Origin of the sequence: Nonomuraea sp. NPDC047529 (genome assembly GCF_040642995.1) — a bacterium.
Lineage (GTDB): Bacteria > Actinomycetota > Actinomycetes > Streptosporangiales > Streptosporangiaceae > Nonomuraea.
In genome coordinates, this window is sequence record NZ_JBEYTJ010000028.1 from 109,858 (window position 1) to 128,005 (window position 18,148).

An 18,148-nucleotide genomic window follows, 5' to 3' on the forward strand; every position below is an offset into this window, starting at 1 on the left:
ACGTACAGTCGTACTATGCCAGACCGGAGAAGGATTGTTCGACAGTCGCGGTACAGTTGAACCATGGCTTTCCGTCATCCCGACCGTGACCAGATCCGGGTCGAAGACGTGCTGTCGGCGCTGGGGAACGGCGTGCGTCTGTCGGTCGTCCGCATCCTCGACGCCGGGGGCGAGCACAACTGCACCAGCGTCCTGAACACGCTGGGGATCACCGCGAAGTCGACCATGACGCACCACTGGCGGGTGCTGCGCGACAGCGGCGTCATCCGGCAGCAGCCCTCGGGGCGGGAGAACCTGCTCGTCCTGCGGCGCGAGGATCTGGACGCCCGCTATCCCGGTCTGCTCGACGCCATCCTCTCCGGCGCCCGCACCGACGCCGCCACCCAACACCCCGACTCCGCCGCCTGACCACCGGGCCCCGGCGCCTCGCATTGCCTTCAGCGCCGCGGATCGGTCACGTTTGCTTCGGTGCAGGGCAATATGGTCGCCGAGGTGTCCCGCGCCATGCCTCGATTCTCCGTTCCACCCCGCAGGGCCCGGCTACCCTCGCTGTGGTGACCACCTTGTCGTCCGACTCCCCCGACCGTCTCCGGGCCGAGCTGGTCGCCGAGCTCAGGCGGGGCGGCTGGGTCCGCTCCCCCGAGGTCGAAGCGGCGTTCGCCAAGGTGCCGCGGGAGCGCTTCGCGCCTGAGGTGTCGCCGAGCGCGGCCTACTCGGCCCACGACGTCGTCGTCACCAAGCGCGGGCCCGACGGCAGGGCCACGAGTTCGATCAGCGCGCCTTGGCTGCAGGCCGACATGCTCGAAGCGGCACGGATCCGTCCCGGCGCGAAGGTCCTGGAGGTCGGTTCCGGCGGCTGCAACGCCGCCCTCATCGCCGAGATCGCCGGGCCGGACGGGCTGGTCGTCACCGTGGACATCGATCCCTTCGTCACCGGGCGCGCGGGCCGTTTCCTCGCCGAGACCGGCTACGGGCAGGTGAAGGTCGTCCTGGGCGATGCCGAGCACGCGGCCGAGCAACACGCGCCGAGCGGCGGCTTTGACGCCGTCATCGTCACCGTCGGCGTCTGGGACGTTCCCTGGGGACACCTTCTCGCGCCGGGCGGCCGGATGGTCGTGCCGCTGCGCTTCTCCACCGTCAGCCGGTCCTTCACCTTCGTCCGCGAGGGCGACCACTTCCTGGGGCTGAACCCGACGGTCTGCGGCTTCGTCCCCTGCCAGGGGGCCGGAATGCTGCCCGACCAGGAACCGGTCCTGGCGGGCGGAGCCGTCAGGCTGACTCTGGAGAGCGGCCCCGCGCTCGACAGGGCCGCGCTCGACCGGGCGCTGGGCGGCGACCGGACCGAGCTGTGGACCGGCGTCACCGTCGGCCATGGTGAGCCGTTCGACTCGATGCACCTGTCGATCGCGGCCGTCGACGAGCGGTTCGGCATGTTCTGGCAGGATCCCGAGCGCGATTGCGGGCTCGTCCGGCCGGCCATGCGCTGGTACTGTCCCGCGCTCATCACCCGCGACAGCTTCGCCTATCTCACCATCCGCGAGTCGTGCGTCCGCGAGGACGACCGGCGGCGCTGGGAGTTCGGGGCCTGTGGCCACGGCCGCGAGGGCGCCGGGCTCGCCCGGGAGCTGGCCGATCATGTGCGGACCTGGGATCACCGCCTGCGGGACCGTCCGGACCCGGTCTTCACCCTTCACCCCGCGGGCGCCGTCGTGCCGCCTCCCGCCGCCGGTCGGATCTTCCGCAAGCGTCACACCCAGCTCGTCATGGCCTGGCCCTGATCGTGCGGGGCGTCACAGGGCGTCGAGGTCGACGGCTCGGGCGAGGGCGTCGTAGCCGCGATCGTCGAGATGGACGCCGTCGCCCGAGTCGTACTCCGGGCGCAGGAAGTCGGGGTCGTCGGGGCGGCGGACGGCCGCTTCGAAGTCCACCACGTGGTCGTACGCGCCGCTGGTGCGGATCCATTCGTTGACCTGGTCGCGTACGGCCTCCGCCGCCGGGCTGTAGGCGAGCGGCGAGCCCTTGACGGGGGTGAGGGTGGCGCCGACGGCACGGATGCCCCGGGCGTGGGCGGCCCGGATCAGCTCCTTGTGGCCGTCGATGATCCCGCGGGCGGTCGCCTGGTGGGGCTTGTTCCATTCGGCCAGGTCGTTGATGCCGTCCATGATGATGACGGTGCGGACGCCGGGTCGCTCCAGCACGTCGCGGCGGAAGCGGGTCAGGCCGCTGGTGCCGTACTCGGGCGAGCCGGTCGGGGTAGCGGTTGTCGGCTCCGGCGGTCGAGCCGACGCCGTCGGTGAGGGAGTCGCCGAAGGTGACCACGGCCCCGGTGAGGGACGGCCCGGTGGAGGATGGCCGCCCGGCGCGGGGGCCGGTGACGTCCACGCCGGTCAGGAAGTGCCAGGAGGCGGCGGTGTCGGTGAACGGGGTGCCGGTGGCGTCGGTCAGGTGGTCGCCGGAGGCGCGGTAGGAGGTGGCCTGGGCGAAGTGGTGGAAGGTGGCCGGGCCGGTGGGGGCGGCGCGGCTCCCCGACCGGCCCGGGCGACGGCGGCTCCGTCGATCGCCAGTGGAGCGGCGCCGTGGACGTTGGAGAGCCGGACGCGCACGGCGGTGCCGCCGCCGCCGAGGCGGACGATCTGGCGCAGGGTCTCGGGACCCCGGCGGGCGAAGCCGTCCTCGGACCAGTTGGGGCCGTACCAGGAGGTGCTGGGGGTGGCGGGCTAGACGGCGGCGCCCCACGCCGCCACCCATCGGCGCGATGCCGCGCCGGCTGGGGTGATGCCCAAGGCGAGGGCGAGCACGACGGCCAGGGCGGGAACGGCGAGCCTGCGCACGACGGGCCTCCCCGAGATTCCAGAAAGGAGGGGATTGCTCATGACGGGGGTCCTGGGGTGTGGTCAGGCGGAGCGGACGGCGGACAGGTCGAACTCCAGCGTGATGCGATCGGAGATCATCACCCCGCCGGTCTCCAGCGCGGCGTTGTACGTCATGCCGAAGTCCTTGCGGTTGACCGCCACGCTGCCCTCGAAGCCGACCCGGGTCAGCCCCTGGGCGTCGACGGCGGTGCCGGTGTAGTCGAGGGGGACGGTGATCCGCCGGGTCACCCCGCGGATCGTCAGGTCGCCGGTGACCTCGAAGCTGTCGCCGCCCGCGTGCACGACGAAGGCGGACTCGAAGGTGATGTGCGGATGGGCGGCGGCGTCGAGGAAGTCGCCGGTGCGCAGGTGGTTGTCGCGCATCTGGTTGCCGGTCTGGATGCCGGCCACGTCGAGCACCACGCGGACGGCGGAGGCGGTGGGGTCGGCCGCGTCCAGGCGGGCGGTGGCCTCCTGGACGGGGATGCTGCCGCGCACCTTGGTCACCATGGCGTGGCGGGCGACGAACCCGAACCGGCTGTGGTCCGGGTCGATGGTGTAGTGGCCGCTCAGCTCGCTGGGGTACATGGTCGCGCTCCAATTAGTTCAGCACTGGAAGATTCGGCACGACAGTACATAGCTTTATTTCAGCACGCAACTTTCCAGTACGCTCGACGCATGACCCGCTGGCTCACCGACGACGAACAACAGGCGTGGCGCGCCTTCGGCCTGGCCACCCGCCTGCTGACCGATCGTCTGGAACGCGACCTGATGGCGGCGGCCGACATGCCGCCCACCTACTACGAGCTGCTCGTCCTGCTGTCGGAGGCCCCCGCGCGCACGATGCGCATGAGCGAGCTGGCGCACTGGACCAACTCCAAGCCGAGCCGCATCTCACACGCGGTCAACAAGCTGGAGCAGAAGGGCTGGGTGCGCCGGGAGCACTACGCCGGCGACCGGCGCGGCTGGCTGGCGGTGCTCACCGACGACGGGCTCGACGCGCTCCGGGCCGCCGCCCCGGAGCACGTCGCCAGCGTCCGCGAGCACCTGGTCGACCTGCTCACCGAGGAACAGCTGCGACAGCTCGCCGACATCAGTCAGGTCCTGCTCGACCACCTCATCGAGAAGGGGTGACGCGTACGGGCGGCTCGGCGGTGAACGCCGCCAGGGCGTCCGGGTCCGGCGCGACGCCGATCCCGGGGCCGTCGGGGACCGTGATGGAGTCGCCGGTCAGCACGACCGGCGCGGTGAGGTCGCGCTCGAAGTAGCGGGCGGTCGCCGAGATGTCGCCCGGCAGGGTGAAGCCGGGCAGGCTGGCCAGCGCCAGGTTCGCCATCCGGCCGAGCCCGGTCTCCAGCATCCCGCCGCACCACACCGGCACGTCGGCGGCCCGGGCCAGGTCGTGGATCCGGCGGGCCTCCAGGTAGCCGCCGACCCGGCCGGGCTTGATGTTGATCACCGAGCAGGCGCGCGCCCTGATGGCGGCGGTGGCGGCGCGGGCCGAGGTGATCGACTCGTCCAGGCAGATCGGCGTGTCCATGCGGGCGGCGAGCAGGGCGTGGCCGTGCAGGTCGTCCGGGGCGAAGGGCTGCTCCAGCAGGGTCAGGCCGTACGCGTCGAGGCGGGCCAGGTGGCGGGCGTCGGCGGGGGCGTAGGCGGTGTTGGCGTCGGCGGTGAGCATCAGGCCGGGGCCGAACGTCTCGCGCACCAGCCGGACCGGCTCCAGGTCCCAGCCGGGCTCGATCTTGAGCTTGATCCGGGCGTACCCGGCGCCGACGTGCCGGTCCACGGTGTCGAGCAGGTCGTCGAGGGTGGCGGCGATGCCGACCGACACGCCGACGCGTACGCTGCGCCGCACCCCGCCCAGGTAGGCGGCCAGTGACAGGCCGCGCGCCTTGAGCACGGCGTCCAGGACGGCCGTCTCGACGGCGGCCTTGGCCATCGGATGGCCGCGCAGGTGCGCCAGCGCGGGCGCGACGCCGGCCGGGTCGAGGCCGGGCACCGCGAACAGGGCGGGCAGCAGGAAGCGGCGGATGAGGTCGGCCGCGCCCTCCAGGTACTCGGGGCTGTAGGTGGGCTCGTCCTCGGCCACGCACTCGCCCCAGCCCTCCTCCCCCTCGGCCCCGCGCACGCGCACCAGCAGCGCCCGGCGCTCGGTCTGCGTGCCGAGCGAGGTGCGGAACGGGGTGAGCAGCGGCAGCGCGACCGTGTGCAGCTCGGCCTCGGCGATCCTCACGCCGCACGCTCCAGCACGTACCAGCCGTCCCTGGTGAAGGTGGCGATCCGGTAGCCGCGGGCGAGCGCGCCGCCCAGGGCGGCCCGCTGGGCGGCCCGCCACCGCGCCGCCTCCGCGGGGTCCTCGCGCCGCAGCCGCTCGGCGTCGGCGGGCGTCGCGCAGCGCAGTACGGCCGCGCCGCCCGGCTCGCGCGGCGCCCCGGTCTCGTCGAGGATCACCTCGGCCTTCTCGGTCCCGCCCAGGGCGGACAGCCCCGAGTCCGGGGCCGCCGGGACAGGGCTCAGCGCCGGATCCAGGGCAGGGGCAGGGGTCACAGGCCAGTGGGCGAACAGACGGTCGGTGAGGTCGCCGCCGTTGATGCCGTCGTTCATCGGCCCGTAGAAGTCGGGGACGTACCGCTCGGCCCGCGCGCCGAGCCTGCCCAGGTTGAAGAAGGCGTTGCGGCGTACGAGCGGGTCGAAGGTCCAGGAGATGGAGCTCAGGCCGCGTTCGGCGGCCCACGCCCGCTGGTGTGCCTTGATCGCCTGGCCGACCCCCCGGCCCCGCGCCTCGGCGGCCACGCCCACCACGTGGGAGTGCAGGCCGGCCCCCTCGGCCAGGAACCCGGAGGCGGCGGCCACGAGCTCGCCGCCGAGGAAGGCGCCACTGACGTACCCGCCGGTGTGCTCAAGGGCGCACATGAGGTCGACGGCCACCGGCGGATCGTCGCCCGCCCTGGTGTTCCAGACGCGGCGCAGCAGCCGGTCGGCGGCCTGGAACTCGGAGGTTCCGTGGAGGATGCGGATTTCGAGCATGGCACCAGCATTCCGCCGGACCGCCGCCGGATCGTTGGCGCGCAAGCCCAACTTCAGCCGCCGCCGTTTGTGCCGGACGCCGGGCTCCGGCCGCCGCCCGTGCCGCCCGTGGCGCCCGCGCCGCCCGCGCCGATCTCGGCCAGCCGGAGCTGGAGGCCGAGCACGAGCCGGACGTCGGGGTCGTCGAGCGGGATCAGCTCGCCGATGCGGCGCAGCCGGTACCTGAGCGTGTTGGGGTGCAGCGACAACGTCTCGGCCGCCCTGGGCACGTCGTAGTGGGCGGCCAGCCAGACCCGCAGGCTGCGGACGTAGTCGGTGCCGTGCCCGGCGTCGTGCTCGGCCACCAGGGACAGCGGCTCGCCCGCCGCCGGGCCGGACCGCATCGAGGCGGCCGCGTCCAGCAGGAACAGCGCCGCGGCCAGCTCCTCGTGCAGGCCCACCTCGCCGCCCGCGAACGGGCCGCCCATCGCGCGCAGCGCCTCGTCGGCCTGCCGGGCGGCGGCCGGGACCTGGGCGACCGAGGCCGCGGTCCGTCCGACGCCCGCCCGCCAGTGCCCGCCGAGCCGGTCGGTGATCCGGCCGAGGGTCTCGGCGGTGACGCGCCGCAGCAGCGCGGTCCCGGCGCCGGCCGCCACGATCGCGTACGTCCGGCCGTCCACGGCGCCGACGGCGGCCCTGATCCGGTAGACGGCGTAGGCGGTGCGCAGCAGGTCGGCGGCGTGCGTGGCGGCGAAGACGTCGGTCCGCCCGGCCGGGTCCCCGGCGGCCACCACCCTGACCGGCTCGTCCGGGCGCAGGCCCAAGGAGGCGGCCAGCTCCCCGGCGGGGCCTGCGCCGCGCAGCAGCCGGCCCACCCACTCGTCCCTGGTCCGGCGGGCCTCGTCGGCGGCCAGGCTGAGGCGGGCCAGGTGCGGGGCGGCGGTTCTGGCGGCCTCGGCGAGCACCGCGTCGGCGTCGGGCGCGAGCGGCTCGTCCGCCTGGATGGCCCAGATCGTGCCGAGCGCCTCGCCCCTGGCGCGGACCGCGATGGCCAGCCGGGGCAGGTACTCGCGCGGCTCGTGGCTCCACACGGCCCCCTCGCAGCGCAGGACGGCGGCGTACTCCTCGGCGTTCGTCGGGTGCTCGGGCACGCGCCGGCCGAGGATGCCCTCCCTTCGCAGGTCGTCGATCGGCTGGCCGATCGTGGAGTAGGCCAGGACGCGCATGGCCAGGTCCTCGATGGCCACCGCGCCCCCGACGCGGGCGGCGACCTGGTTGGCCAGTGCGAACAGGTCGCCCGCCTGGCCGCCGCCCAGGTCCGCGGCCGGGGCGACGAGCGCGAGCAGGGCGTCCACCAGGGCGTAGAGCTGGCCCCAGGCCAGGCCGGGGGCGGCGGCCAGCAGCGCCACGCCCGCGCCGCGGGCCGCCTCGGTCAGCGCGGCGGCGTCGCCGATCCCGGCCCGGACGACGACCGCGCTCACGCCCGCCCCGGCCGCGCTCTCCAGCAGGGACGGCTCCGGCCTGCCGGTGGCCAGCAGCAGCGCCCCGGCGTAGGCGGCCAGCGGCTCGTCGGAGCCGTGGATGACCGGCGCGCCCACCATCGCCTGGCGGCCGGACGGCAGGCACAGCGCGCTCACCGTCTCCGCGCCGAGGCTGTCGAGCAGCACGCCGAGCGTCACCCGGCCCTGGCCGCTCACGCCCGCCCCCCGCGCAGGAGGCGTCCGTGCCGGCCGCCGGTGAACTCGCCGTCGTCGATCACCATGCGGCCGCCCAGGAGCACGTGGGTGACGCCGGCCGGGCGGGTGGCGGGCTCGTCGTAGGTGCCGTCGTGGCGGATGGCGGCGGGGTCGAACACGCACACGTCGGCGACCGCTCCCCTGCCCAGCCAGCCCCGGTCGGCCAGGCCGAACTGGGCCGCGGTGGCCGAGCCGACCTTCCTGATCGCCTCGGCCATCGGCACGAGCCCGCGTTCGCGCACGTACTCGCCGAGGAAGGTGGGGAAGGTGCCGTACGTGCGCGGGTGGGTCGGCCCGTCGGGCGGCCCGCCGTCGGAGCCGATCGACACGAGGGGGTGCCGCATGATCCGGGTGACGTCGTCGTCGTGCATGGTGTGGAAGACGCCGTCGGCGTGCGGGTCGGCCATGAGCAGGTCGCACAGCGCGTCCCAGGGCTCGCGGCCGTCCAGCAGGTCGGCCAGCGAGCGGCCGGTGACGCCGGCGGAGGCGTGCCGCAGCAGCCGCACGTCCTCGGGGTGCGTCTCCCGCCACAGGCCGACGCCGGTCGTGCGCTCGGGATCCTCGGCCAGCGCGCGCAGCGCCCGCCGTTCCGCCGGGTCGGCCAGCCTCCTGAGCAGCTCCGGCTCACCGCCTTCGCACGCGGTGGGCGGCAGCAGCGCGACCAGCCCGGTGCAGAACGCCCGGTACGGGTACACGTCGGCCCGCACGTCCACGCCCCGGACCCGGGTGGCCGTCAGCTTGTCCAGCAGCATGGCCGACGAGCCGTGCACAGCCCGGCCCGACGCCTTGCAGTGGGAGACCTGCAGCCGCACCCCGGCCGCCGCCGCGACCTCGACGGCCTCGTCCAGCGCGCCGGCCAGCCCCTCGCTCTCGCTGCGCAGATGGGTGGCGTAGACGAGGTTCCAGCGCCGGGCCGCGCGGGCCAGCGCGATCAGCTCGCCGGTGCCGGCGTAGGCGCCCGGCACGTACTCCAGGCCGCTGGACAGCCCGCACGCGCCCGCGGCGAACGCCTCCTCGGCCAGCTCGGTCATCCGGTCGAGCGCGCCGGGCGGCGGCGCGGCGTCCATGCCGCAGACGGCCGTGCGCAGCGTGTTGTGGCCGACGAGCGCGGCCAGGTTGTTGGTCGTGCCCTCCCGTTCCACGGCGTCGAGGTAACCGCCGAAGGTGGTGAAGGCGTGCTCGCCGAAGATCCCGGGGGCGAAATGGGCCGACTCGGAGTCGGCCGGTCCGCAGGAGAAGCCGCAGTTCCCGATGATCTCGGTGGTGACGCCCTGCCACAGCTTGAACGGCTGCTCCCCGGCCATGAACGGCACGGTGTCGGAATGGCTGTGCGGGTCGATGAAGCCGGGCGCGACGACCATGCCGTCCACGTCCACCACGCGGGCGGCCCGGCCGAGGTCGCGGCCGGTCGCGGTGACGCGTCCGCCACCGATGGCCACGTCCGCGGTACGGCCGGGCGAGCCGAACCCGTCGTGCAGAGTGCCGCCGCGCAGAATGAGGTCGTGCATGCAGGTATTACCTTTCCCGGGTACGAGATTCGTCGGTCATGTCAGGGGACGGCCGCCACCAGACGCCTGGTGTAGTCGTGGGCGGGGGCGTCCAGGACGGCCGAGGTGGTCCCCTCCTCCACGACCGCGCCCTTCAGCAGCACCACGGTCCTGGCCGCGACCTGGCGGACGACCGCCAGGTCGTGGGTGATGAACAACATCCCGGTGCCGAGCTCCCGGCCGATGCCGCGCAGCAGTTCGAGCACGTGCGCCTGGACCGACACGTCCAGGGAGGCGACCGGTTCGTCGCAGATCAGCAGCGCGGGCCGGACGGCCAGGGCCCGGGCGACGGCGACGCGCTGGCGTTCGCCGCCGGACAGCGCCTTGGGGCGGCGGGCGGCGTACGCGGCGGGCAGGCCGACCAGCTCCAGCAGCTCGCCCACGCCGATCCGGTCGGCGGGCGCGGCCCTGGCGATCGCCTCGGCCAGCGTCGCGCCGACGGTCATGGCGGGGTTGAGCGAGGTGGAGGGGTCCTGGAAGACGCACTGGACGAGCCGGTGCACGCGGGCACGCTCGCGCGGGTCCAGGGCGGCCCGGTCGGTGACGTCGAGGCCGGCCAGCCGGATCCGGCCGCCGTCGGGGGTGAGCAGGCCGAGCACCGAGCGGGCCAGCGTGGTCTTCCCCGAGCCAGACTCCCCCACCAGGCCGACGGTCTCGCCGGGGTTCACGTGCAGGCTGACGCCGCCCAGGGCGGTGTGGGCGCCGTACCGTTTGCGCAGGCCCTCGACGTGCAGCAGCGGTTCGCCGCCGGCCGGGGCGGCGGGGAGCGCGGCCTCGCGCAGCGGCGGGCGGGCGGCCCCGGCGGTGTCGTGGACGCAGGCGGTCAGCCGGTCACGGCCGATCGGGCGCAACGGCGGCCTGGCCGCGGTGCAGGCGTCCGCGACCCGGTCGCAGCGGGTGGCGAACGCGCAGACGCCGGCCACCGCGTCCGCCCGCGGCACGGCGCCCGGGATGCCCACCAGGCGTTCCAGCGTGAGCTCGGCCGAGGGCAGCGCGCCCAGCAGCCCCGAGGTGTACGGGTGCGCGGGAGCCGAGGCCAGCTCCGGGCCGGGCCCCTGCTCGACGACGCGCCCGGCGTACATCACGGCGACCCGGTCGCAGACGGCGAACGCCACGCGCAGGTCGTGGGTGATGAGCAGCACGCCCATGCCCCGCGCCTCCTGCACGCGGCGCAGCAGCGCCAGGATCTCGTGCTGGGTGGTGGCGTCCAGCGCGGTGGTGGGTTCGTCGGCGACGAGCAGTTCGGGGTCGCCGGCCAGCGCGGCGGCCAGGGCGACGCGCTGCCGCATGCCGCCCGAGAGCTGGAACGGGTAGCGCCCGGCCACGGCGGGGTCGTCGATGCCGACCTCGGTCAGCCTGCGCGCGATCTCCTGCCGGGACGTCCGGCCGCGCAGGGTCTCGGCGATGTGCGCGCCGGCCGTGCGCAGCGGGTTGAGCATGGCGAAGGGGTCCTGCATGAGCAGCGAGATCCGCCGTCCGCGCACGCCGCGCAGCAGCCGCTCGGACGCGCCGACGAGCTGGGCGCCGCCGACCTCGACCGACCCCTCGGCGCGCAGGCCGCGCGGGAGCAGGCCGACGAGGGCGCGGGCGGTCAGGGACTTGCCGCTGCCGGACTCGCCGACCAGCCCGACGGTCTCGCCCGCGGCGACCGTCAGGTCCACGCCGTCCACGAGCACCCGGTCGCCGACGACCCGCAGGCCGCGTGTCTCAAGCATCGGAGAGCCTCTCGAAGAGCTGGTCGCCCAGCAGGGTGGCGGCGGTGGCGGCGACGGTGACCAGCGCGGCGGGCACCACCGCGGCCCACGGGTTGAGGTCGAGCAGGGCGCGGTTCTCCTCGATCATCAGCCCCCAGTCGGGCGTGCCGGCGGGCAGGCCGATGCCCAGGAAGGACAGACCGGAGAGCGCGACCAGCGCGGCGACGAAGCTGAGCAGCGCGCCCGCCACGACCGTGGGCGCGATGTTGGGCAGCAGGTGCCTGAACATGATCCGGGTGCGGCTGAGCCCGAGCGTGCGGGCCGCCTCGGCGTAGGCCAGCTCGCGCTGGGCCATGGTGAGGCTGCGCACCACCCGGATGTCGCCGGGCGTGAACAGCACCGCCATCGCCAGCACCGCCCAGCCGATGCCGCCGCCGAGCACGCCCACCAGGACGATCAGCATGAGCAGTCCCGGCATCGCGATGAGCAGGTCGACCACGCGCATCATGACGGCGTCGATCCAGCCGCGGCGGTAGCCGGCCAGCAGCCCGAGCGAGGTGCTCATCGCGCAGGTGCCCAGCGCGACGACGACCGGCCACAGCAGCGCCGAGCGGGCTCCGGCCAGGCATCGCGACAACACGTCCCGGCCCAGCTCGTCGGTGCCCGCCCAGTGGGCCCAGCTCGGCATCGTCGCGCCGAGCGCGAGGTCCTGCGCGGCCGGGTCGTAGGGCGCGATCCACGTTCCGAACAGGGCGGCTGCCGCCATGAGGGCCAGGATCCCGCCCGACAGCAGCGTCAGCGGCCCCGGCCCGGTCCGGCGCAGCCGGCGGGCCCGTCCGCCGAGGCGCACGGTCCCCGGCACGACGCTCACGCGGCCACCGCCCCGTGGCGCACCCGCGGGTCCACCGCGAGGTAGGCCAGGTCGATCAGCAGGTTGACGGCGACCACCACGGCGCCTCCCATCAGGACGAGCGCCTGGACGACGGGCAGGTCCTTCTGCCCGACCGCGCTGACGAGCAGCTCGCCGACGCCGTGCAGCCCGAAGGCCCGTTCGACGAACAGCGCGCCGGTGAGGTTGGCGGCCAGCAGCAGGCCGCCGACCGTGAGGACGGGCAGCGCGGTGTTGCGCAGCGCGTACCCGATCCAGTAGCGGGCCCGGCCGACGCCGCGCGCCCGGGCGAAGGTCATGTAGTCCTGCCCGGCCAGGTCGAGCGCGGCCGCCCGCATCTGCCTGATGACGACCGCCGCCTGCCCGGTGGCCAGCGCGATCGCGGGCAGCGTCAGGTGCGCGACCCGCTCGGCGAACGTCTCGCCCGCGCCGAAGACGGGGAACCAGCCGAGGGTGACGGCGAAGCCGTACAGCAGCAGGATGCTCATCGCGAACGGCGGGATCGCGAGGCCGACCAGCGCGGAGAGCGTGATGCCCCGGTCGAGCGGGCCGCCCCTGCGCATGGCGGCGGCCAGCCCGGCGGGCAGGCCGACGGTGAGGGTGAGGATGATCGCGTAGGCGGCCAGGCCGGCGGTGACCGGCAGGCGGTCGGCGATGACGCCGGCGACCGGTTCGCGGCTGTAGAGGGAGGCGCCGAAGTCGCCGCGCACGGCGTCGCCGAGCCAGGTGGCGTAGCGGACGGGCAGCGGGTCGTCGAGGTGGTACTGCGCGCGGACGGCGGCGCGCGACTCGGCGGTGGAGGGCCGCGGCCCGAGCAGGACCTGCTCCGGGTCCCCGGGGGCGAGCGCCAGCAGCGCGTAGGTGAGCACGGACAGCACGCCGAGCAGGAGCAGCGCGGCGGCCAGGCGGCGGGCGACGAAGGCCATCAGGCACCGGCCGCCGGGCGGATGGTGCTGAAGACGTTCATGGTCCAGGTGCCGAACTGGCCGGTGAACCGCTTGCGCAGCGCGACGGCGGCCTCCTTGGTGTAGAGCGGCACGTACGGCACCTGGTCGGCGATCTCGGCCAGCACCTCGGTGACGGCGGCGGCACGGTCGGCGCCCTCGTGCGTGCCGAGGTCGTCGAGCCGGGCGTCGGTCTCGGGCGAGCCGTAGCCGCTGAAGTTGAAGCCCTGGGGCCCGGCCGAGGCGCGGCTGACCAGGTCGGGCAGCACCTCGCCCGGGTCGGGGGTGCCGTAGAGCAGGTCGACGAGCTGCAGCGGGGTGTCCTGGTGGCTGAACATGCGCTGCCGGTACTGCTCGGTGGGCAGCGGCTGGAGGTCGAGCTTGATGCCGATCACCGCCAGGTCGGCGGCGATGGCCTGGAGCGCCTTGACGTCGTCGCTGCCGCTGTCGTACGGCGCGGCCAGGGTGAAGCCCTCGGGGTGGGCCGACTTGGCCAGCTCGGCCTTGGCGGCGTTCACGTCGTGGGGGTAGGCGGGCAGCTTCGGCGGCGTGCCACCGTACAGGGCGGCGATCTGGGGCTTGGGCAGCATCAGGTCGGCGATGCCGCCGTGGCCGCTGGTCATGAGCGTGGCCAGCGCCTCCCGGTCGAGGGCGTGGGCGATGGCGCGGCGTACGTGCACGTCCTTGAGCGGGCCCTCGCGGACGCCGAGGGACAGGTAGGCGATGTTGTTGGCCGGGTAGAAGGCGGTCGTGACGCCGGACAGGGCGCTCCACTTGCGCGTCTCGCTGACCTGGATGTCGTTGGTGCCGTCCACCTCGCCGGAGGAGACGGCCAGGCGCAACGTCTCGGGGTCGCCGATCGCCTTGACCTCGATCCTGCGCAGCGCCGGCTTGGGCCCCCAGTACAGCTCGTTGCGTTCCAGCGTCACCCCCGAGGTGAGCGAGAACTTGGTGACCTTGAAGGGGCCGGAGCCGAGGGTGCCGACCTCGGGCGAGCCGAGGTCCTTCGGGTGCGCGGCGGCCAGCTTCTTCGGCACGATCTGCCAGGCCAGCGCGGCGGTGGCCAGGAAGGCGGGGCTGGGCTTGCCGAGGGTGACCTTCACCGTGCGCGGGCCGGTGACCTCGACCTTCTTGACCTGCGTGACGTAGCTGGCGGCCTGGGAGGTCACGGCGGGGTCGAGGTGGCGGGTCAGGGAGTAGGCGGCGTCCTCGGCGGTGACCGGCGTGCCGTCGCTGAACCTCGGGCCCTCGCGCAGGGTGAAGACGTACGTGCGCGGGTCGGGATGGGTCCAGGAGGCGGCGATGCTCGGGATGACCCTGCCGTCCGGGCCGAGGGTCACCATCGTGTCGAGGACGGCGAACTGCACGGTGGTGGAGGCGTCGTTGAAGCCGTGGGCGATGTCGAGGCTGTTGGGGGCGAGCCCCATCGCCCAGCGGAGCGTGTCGGGGGCCGCGCCGGAGCTCGCGGCTCCGGCGCAGCCGGTCACCAGCACGAGCAGAGCGCCCGTCGCGAGCCTGGCGAGTGCGGTTGCGGATGTCATGGAACCACCTCGGGGAGTGAGCGGGGGGAATAGTCGGACGCTAGAAGCCCGGCCTCCCTCGTTCACTGACCCGGCAGCCAAACTCTGCGCGCCCCGGCTCGTGCTGCAGGCCAACACGGTCCTAGACCAGACCAGGGGGGACGCCGACGGGCGCGGTGCCCTCGGGCTGGGCGGCGAAGCGCAGGCCGAGCAGGCCGAAGCCGCTGAGCAGCAGGTCGCCGTCCCCGTCGAGGCGCAGGGTGAACGGGCCGGCCCGCCACGTCCCGGCGGGTGCGGGGGCGACGGGGGCCTGGAAGGTCAGGCCGACGCGCAGCATGCCCTCGTCGATGACGGCGAGCACGCCCGTCTCGTCGTTGAGCCAGGCGCCCCGCGGGACGGGCCCCTCCCCCGGCGGGTCGCACGGCTCGTACACGTGCGGCCACCGGATCGACCCGTCGTGGCCGAACAGCAGCCGCCCGTCCTCCGGCACCAGCCAGATCCGGCCGGCCGGCACCTGCGCGTACCAGCGGCCGTCTTCGTCGAGGGCGAGCTCGAAGTCGGTGGCGCCGGTCAGGGAGATTCCGCCGCCGTCGTCGCCGTCGGCGGGTTCGAGGGTGAGGGTGGCGTCGGTCTCCGGGTCGTGCCAGTGGCCGAGCAGGGCGGGCCGCGCCGCCTCGGCGTCGGCCCGGCGGGCGGGGGCCGGACGGGGGGCCGGGTCCTGGCCGGTGAGGGCGAGGGCCAGGCGGAGGCTGAGGCCGACGGGGTCCAGGCCGCTGTGGTTGGTCAGCACGGCCACGCCGAGGCCGGGCTCCGGCAGGTGGAGCAGGTTGCCGACGTAGCCGTGCATGCCGCCGGCGTGGCCGTACCCGGCCGCCTCGCCGACGGCCAGGTGGCAGATGCCGCGGGCGTACCGCAGGACGGCGCCGTCGGCGAGCACGGTCCGCTCCAGCAGCGCGGCGCGCACGTCGGCGCCCAGCACCCGGCCGTCGGCCAGGAAACCGAACCAGGGGGCGAGGTCGGCGACACCGGTCACCAGGCCGCCGTCGCCGACCGCGCTCTCCTGCGTGTCGGCCCGCGCGCCGGCGCCGTCGTAGCCGTAGGCCATCCGCGGCAGCGGGACGGAGGCGTCGTCGCGGAAGACGGTGTCGTCCATGCCGAGCGGGCCGAACAGCCGCTCGCGGGCGAAGTCGGCCAGCGACCGGCCGGTGAGCCGCCGGACCACGACGGCGGCCAGGACGTAGCCGGTGTTGGAGTAGGAGAAGCGGGTGCCGGGCTCGAACGAGGTCCGGCGCACGCCCGCCACGATCTTCATCAGGCGTTCCTCGTCCATCAGGGTGAACGGGACGCCGGTGACGGCCTGCAGGCCGTACCACTCGGGCAGGCCGCCGGTGTGCCGCAGGCACTGGTCGAGCGTGACGGGCACGCCGAGCCGCAGCTCGGGGATGTGCTCGCGGACGTCGTCCACCAGGCTCAGCCTGCCGTCGCGCGCCAGCAGAAGCAGGCACGCGGCGGTGAACTGCTTGCTGATGGAGGCGATGTCGAAGCGGGTGCGGGAGTCGATCGGGACGCCGAACTCGACGGTCGCCACGCCCCTGGCCGAGGTGTGCAGCACCTTGCCGTCGGCGTAGACCCCGACCGCCAGCCCCGGCCCGTCGGGGCGGAGGCCGGGAAGGGCGTCGAGCGCGCGTTCTACCTGCTCAAAATCCATCGTTCAAGTATCTGGATGTCCTGGTTCGAAACACTTGTCCGGAGCGGCAAACCTGGGGGCCGCGTGGTTGGTCTGCCGCACAGGGCCGTCCTGGCGGTCACGCGCTCTCACCGGGCCGCACGGCCGACTTCGCCGCCGGGGCGGGAGCGGCGTCCCCGGCTCGTGCCCGCCGCCCGGCGGCGGGGATCACGAAGGCGGCGGCGACGGCCAGCAGGCCGAGCGCCGCCGACAGCAGGTACGTGTCGACGAAGCTCTGCTCGGTGGGCACCCCCGCGACCGCGCCCGAAGCCAGCACCATGGCGCCCAACTGCGCGCCGAACGTGCCGCCGATGCTCTTGGCGACGAAGACCACGCCGCTGACCCCGGCCGAGCGGTCGCCGGGCACGTCGGAGGCCACCGCGTTGAGCCCGGCGGTCAGGCCGATGGAACCGCCCAGCCCCATGACCGTCACCCCGGCCATGACCTGCCACGGGGAGGAGTGCCACAGGGCCAGCCCGCCGGTCCCGGCGCAGACGAGCGCGCTGCCGAGCACCAGCACGGCACGCCGTCCGAGCAGCCTGGTCATCGGCCCGACCAGCGGCGCGACCACGGTGCCCGCGATCCCCATGGGGAACATGTAGATCCCGATCCACAGGGTGTCGGCGCCCAGGCCGTACCCGGTCCCGGCGGGCGCGGCCAGCATCATCGGCAGCGCGACGACGAGGCCGAAGGAGGCGAAGCCGAACACGACCCCCATGGCCGTCACCCCGGCCGGGGTGCGTCCGGCCAGCAGCCGCAGATCCACGAGCGGGTCGGCGACGCGCAGCTCGACGACCGCCCACGAGCCCAGCGTCAGGGCGGCGGCGGCGAACAGGGCGAGGGTGGCCGGGGCCGTCCAGCCCCAGGCGGAGGCGGCGGTCAGGCCCAGCATGAGCAGGGCCACGCCGCCGCCGAGCAGCAGCCCGCCCGTCCAGTCGACGCGACCGCCGGCCGCGCGCGGGGTGGCCGGAACCGTGTACCAGGCCAGGACGAAGGCCGCCGCCACGCCGATCACGGCGAGCAGGAACAGCCACCGGTAGCCGAGAGCCGAGCTGATCGGCCCGGCCAGGATGAGGCCGAGGGCGCTGGCCAGCGCGGCGATGCCGATGACCAGGCCGTTGCCGGTGGCGGCGCGCTCGGGGGTGAGGGTGTCGCGGAACAGCCCCACGGTCAGGGGCAGCACGCCCAGCCAGATGCCCTCGACCGCCATGCCCGCGATCAGCACGGTGATGTTCGGCGCCAGGGCGGCGAGCAGGACCCCGGCGCCGCTGATCGCCATCAGCGCGAGCAGCACCCGCCGTTTGTCGTACATGTCGGCCAGGCGGCCGACGACGGGAGTGCTGATCGCCGCGCTGATCAGCGAGCCGGTGAAGATCCACGCGAGCGCCCCAGGGGAGGCCGCCAGGTCCTGCTGGACGAGCGGGAGCGCGGGCGAGAGCGTCATCTCCATGGTCTGGAGGAGGCCGATGAACAACACCGGCGCGCCGATGACGCCGAAGCCGGATCTGGACATGGTTCTGCCTTTCGGGGTGGGGTGACGTGCGGCCGCGTGGTCCCCCCGAACCCCGGCCGTGATCTAGGCCGGGCCGAGCACCTTCGGCGTGATCAGCGCCTGGGCGGTCTGGACGAAGAACTCCTCGTCGGCCTCGTGGGCGCCGAGCACGACGCCCTGGCCGAGCCCGGCCAGCAGGGCCTTCAGCGCGCGGGCCAGGCGCAGCGCCTGCCCGCCCGTGACGGCGGCGCCGTCGTGCTCGCGGCCGGTGAACAGCGCGGCGAGGTCGACCTCGGTCGAGCTGATCGAGGTGTTGAGCCTGCCGCGCAGCTCGGGGTCGTTGAGCACGAGGTCGAGCACGCGGGTCTCGAACAGCAGCCCGCCGGCGGCCTGCGGGTCGGCCGACATGCGCAGGAAGCGGCGGGCGATCTCGGCCACGACCTCGTCCAGGCGGGCGCTCTGCCCGCCGGCCTCGGTCGCGCGCAGGTCGAGCGGGCCGACGTAGTCGTCGACCATGGCGGCCATCAGCCCGTTCTTGCCGCCGAACAGCGAGTAGACCGCGCCCGTGGTCAGGCCGGCCAGCTCGGCGATGTCCTCCAGCTTCGCCTTCGAGCCGTCCCTGCCGACGATCTCGCGCGCGGCCTCGATCAGCGCGCGCTTGTTGGCGGCCTTGCTCTCCGCTCTGGTCAGCCGCATGGCGTCTCCTGCATGCCGTAACGATAATCTGATTTACTAGAAT

18 protein-coding genes are annotated in these 18,148 nt (G+C 74.5%); 4 read left to right on the forward strand and 14 right to left on the reverse strand.

What is annotated here, in order from left to right; all coding sequences use genetic code 11:
• Positions 1-63 precede the first annotated feature (63 nt).
• Both ABZ815_RS35230 and fxlM read left to right on the forward strand, forming a co-directional pair.
• Positions 64-408 (forward strand): helix-turn-helix domain-containing protein, encoded by a 345-nt coding sequence (locus tag ABZ815_RS35230; protein ID WP_357705529.1) that lies wholly within the window; start codon positions 64-66, stop codon positions 406-408.
• A gap of 146 nt (positions 409-554) precedes the next feature.
• Positions 555-1,778, forward strand: coding sequence for a methyltransferase, FxLD system (gene fxlM / locus ABZ815_RS35235; RefSeq protein WP_357705530.1), 1,224 nt, complete (start codon positions 555-557; stop codon positions 1,776-1,778).
• A gap of 12 nt (positions 1,779-1,790) precedes the next feature.
• Here the strand turns inward: fxlM and ABZ815_RS35240 are convergent, their stop codons facing one another.
• The gene (locus ABZ815_RS35240) at positions 1,791-2,219 is read right to left on the reverse strand and encodes a GDSL-type esterase/lipase family protein (protein ID WP_357705568.1); all 429 of its coding nucleotides are present in this window, start codon (positions 2,217-2,219) and stop codon (positions 1,791-1,793) included.
• Between the two features lie 92 nt (positions 2,220-2,311).
• On the opposite strand from ABZ815_RS35240, the gene ABZ815_RS35245 reads away from it, so the two are divergent.
• Entirely contained in the window at positions 2,312-2,467 is a 156-nt protein-coding gene (locus tag ABZ815_RS35245) for a hypothetical protein (RefSeq protein ID WP_357705531.1), read from the forward strand.
• A 250-nt stretch (positions 2,468-2,717) separates the two neighbouring features.
• Here ABZ815_RS35245 and ABZ815_RS35250 read toward each other — a convergent pair whose 3' ends face one another.
• Positions 2,718-2,873 (reverse strand): hypothetical protein, encoded by a 156-nt coding sequence (locus ABZ815_RS35250; RefSeq protein WP_357705532.1) that lies wholly within the window; start codon positions 2,871-2,873, stop codon positions 2,718-2,720.
• A 21-nt stretch (positions 2,874-2,894) separates the two neighbouring features.
• The gene (locus tag ABZ815_RS35255) at positions 2,895-3,440 is read right to left on the reverse strand and encodes a YceI family protein (protein WP_357705533.1); all 546 of its coding nucleotides are present in this window, start codon (positions 3,438-3,440) and stop codon (positions 2,895-2,897) included.
• A gap of 90 nt (positions 3,441-3,530) precedes the next feature.
• Here ABZ815_RS35255 and ABZ815_RS35260 point away from each other — a divergent pair, with 90 nt between their 5' ends.
• On the forward strand, positions 3,531-3,986 hold the full coding sequence (locus ABZ815_RS35260) for a MarR family transcriptional regulator (RefSeq protein WP_357705534.1): 456 nt from the start codon (positions 3,531-3,533) through the stop codon (positions 3,984-3,986).
• Here ABZ815_RS35260 and menC read toward each other — a convergent pair.
• The 11 genes from menC to ABZ815_RS35315 form a co-directional block, all read right to left on the reverse strand.
• A complete protein-coding gene (menC, locus tag ABZ815_RS35265) occupies positions 3,970-5,088 on the reverse strand; it encodes an o-succinylbenzoate synthase (RefSeq protein WP_357705535.1) in 1,119 nt (372 codons plus the stop codon). The two genes, ABZ815_RS35260 and menC, sit on opposite strands and share 17 nt — an antisense overlap.
• Entirely contained in the window at positions 5,085-5,882 is a 798-nt protein-coding gene (locus ABZ815_RS35270; protein ID WP_357705536.1) for a GNAT family N-acetyltransferase, read from the reverse strand. The genes menC and ABZ815_RS35270 overlap by 4 nt, the downstream gene beginning before the upstream one ends.
• 53 nt (positions 5,883-5,935) lie before the next feature.
• Positions 5,936-7,558, reverse strand: a complete 1,623-nt coding sequence (locus ABZ815_RS35275) for a helix-turn-helix domain-containing protein (protein ID WP_357705537.1) — start codon at positions 7,556-7,558, stop codon at positions 5,936-5,938.
• Positions 7,555-9,105, reverse strand: coding sequence for an amidohydrolase family protein (locus tag ABZ815_RS35280; protein WP_357705538.1), 1,551 nt, complete (start codon positions 9,103-9,105; stop codon positions 7,555-7,557). The genes ABZ815_RS35275 and ABZ815_RS35280 overlap by 4 nt, the downstream gene beginning before the upstream one ends.
• Positions 9,106-9,146: 41 nt before the next feature.
• Complete coding sequence (locus ABZ815_RS35285; RefSeq protein ID WP_357705539.1) at positions 9,147-10,859, reverse strand: ABC transporter ATP-binding protein; 1,713 nt, start codon at positions 10,857-10,859, stop codon at positions 9,147-9,149.
• On the reverse strand, positions 10,852-11,709 hold the full coding sequence (locus ABZ815_RS35290; protein WP_357705540.1) for an ABC transporter permease: 858 nt from the start codon (positions 11,707-11,709) through the stop codon (positions 10,852-10,854). Before ABZ815_RS35290 ends, ABZ815_RS35285 begins: the two co-directional genes overlap by 8 nt.
• Positions 11,706-12,653 carry an ABC transporter permease gene (locus ABZ815_RS35295; protein ID WP_357705541.1) on the reverse strand — a complete coding sequence of 316 codons (948 nt, stop codon included), beginning with the start codon at positions 12,651-12,653 and terminating at the stop codon, positions 11,706-11,708. The genes ABZ815_RS35290 and ABZ815_RS35295 overlap by 4 nt, the downstream gene beginning before the upstream one ends.
• Positions 12,653-14,212, reverse strand: a complete 1,560-nt coding sequence (locus tag ABZ815_RS35300) for an ABC transporter substrate-binding protein (protein ID WP_357705542.1) — start codon at positions 14,210-14,212, stop codon at positions 12,653-12,655. Before ABZ815_RS35300 ends, ABZ815_RS35295 begins: the two co-directional genes overlap by 1 nt.
• Positions 14,213-14,333: 121 nt before the next feature.
• A complete protein-coding gene (locus ABZ815_RS35305) occupies positions 14,334-15,899 on the reverse strand; it encodes a serine hydrolase domain-containing protein (RefSeq protein ID WP_357705543.1) in 1,566 nt (521 codons plus the stop codon).
• A gap of 97 nt (positions 15,900-15,996) precedes the next feature.
• Complete coding sequence (locus ABZ815_RS35310) at positions 15,997-17,430, reverse strand: MFS transporter (protein WP_357705544.1); 1,434 nt, start codon at positions 17,428-17,430, stop codon at positions 15,997-15,999.
• A gap of 63 nt (positions 17,431-17,493) precedes the next feature.
• On the reverse strand, positions 17,494-18,105 hold the full coding sequence (locus ABZ815_RS35315; RefSeq protein WP_357705545.1) for a TetR/AcrR family transcriptional regulator: 612 nt from the start codon (positions 18,103-18,105) through the stop codon (positions 17,494-17,496).
• Positions 18,106-18,148: the final 43 nt, after the last annotated feature.

Bases quoted from the DNA above. Each gene is read 5' to 3' on its own strand.
- ABZ815_RS35230 (WP_357705529.1), top strand. From the start codon at position 64: ATGGCTTTCCGTCATCCCGACCGTGACCAGATCCGGGTCGAAGACGTG.
- ABZ815_RS35250 (WP_357705532.1), bottom strand. From the start codon at position 2,873: ATGAGCAATCCCCTCCTTTCTGGAATCTCGGGGAGGCCCGTCGTGCGC.
- ABZ815_RS35255 (WP_357705533.1), bottom strand. From the start codon at position 3,440: ATGTACCCCAGCGAGCTGAGCGGCCACTACACCATCGACCCGGACCAC.
- ABZ815_RS35260 (WP_357705534.1), top strand. From the start codon at position 3,531: ATGACCCGCTGGCTCACCGACGACGAACAACAGGCGTGGCGCGCCTTC.
- ABZ815_RS35270 (WP_357705536.1), bottom strand. From the start codon at position 5,882: ATGCTCGAAATCCGCATCCTCCACGGAACCTCCGAGTTCCAGGCCGCC.
- ABZ815_RS35280 (WP_357705538.1), bottom strand. From the start codon at position 9,105: ATGCACGACCTCATTCTGCGCGGCGGCACTCTGCACGACGGGTTCGGC.
- ABZ815_RS35285 (WP_357705539.1), bottom strand. From the start codon at position 10,859: ATGCTTGAGACACGCGGCCTGCGGGTCGTCGGCGACCGGGTGCTCGTG.
- ABZ815_RS35295 (WP_357705541.1), bottom strand. From the start codon at position 12,653: ATGGCCTTCGTCGCCCGCCGCCTGGCCGCCGCGCTGCTCCTGCTCGGC.
- ABZ815_RS35300 (WP_357705542.1), bottom strand. From the start codon at position 14,212: ATGACATCCGCAACCGCACTCGCCAGGCTCGCGACGGGCGCTCTGCTC.
- ABZ815_RS35305 (WP_357705543.1), bottom strand. From the start codon at position 15,899: ATGGATTTTGAGCAGGTAGAACGCGCGCTCGACGCCCTTCCCGGCCTC.
- ABZ815_RS35310 (WP_357705544.1), bottom strand. From the start codon at position 17,430: ATGTCCAGATCCGGCTTCGGCGTCATCGGCGCGCCGGTGTTGTTCATC.
- ABZ815_RS35315 (WP_357705545.1), bottom strand. From the start codon at position 18,105: ATGCGGCTGACCAGAGCGGAGAGCAAGGCCGCCAACAAGCGCGCGCTG.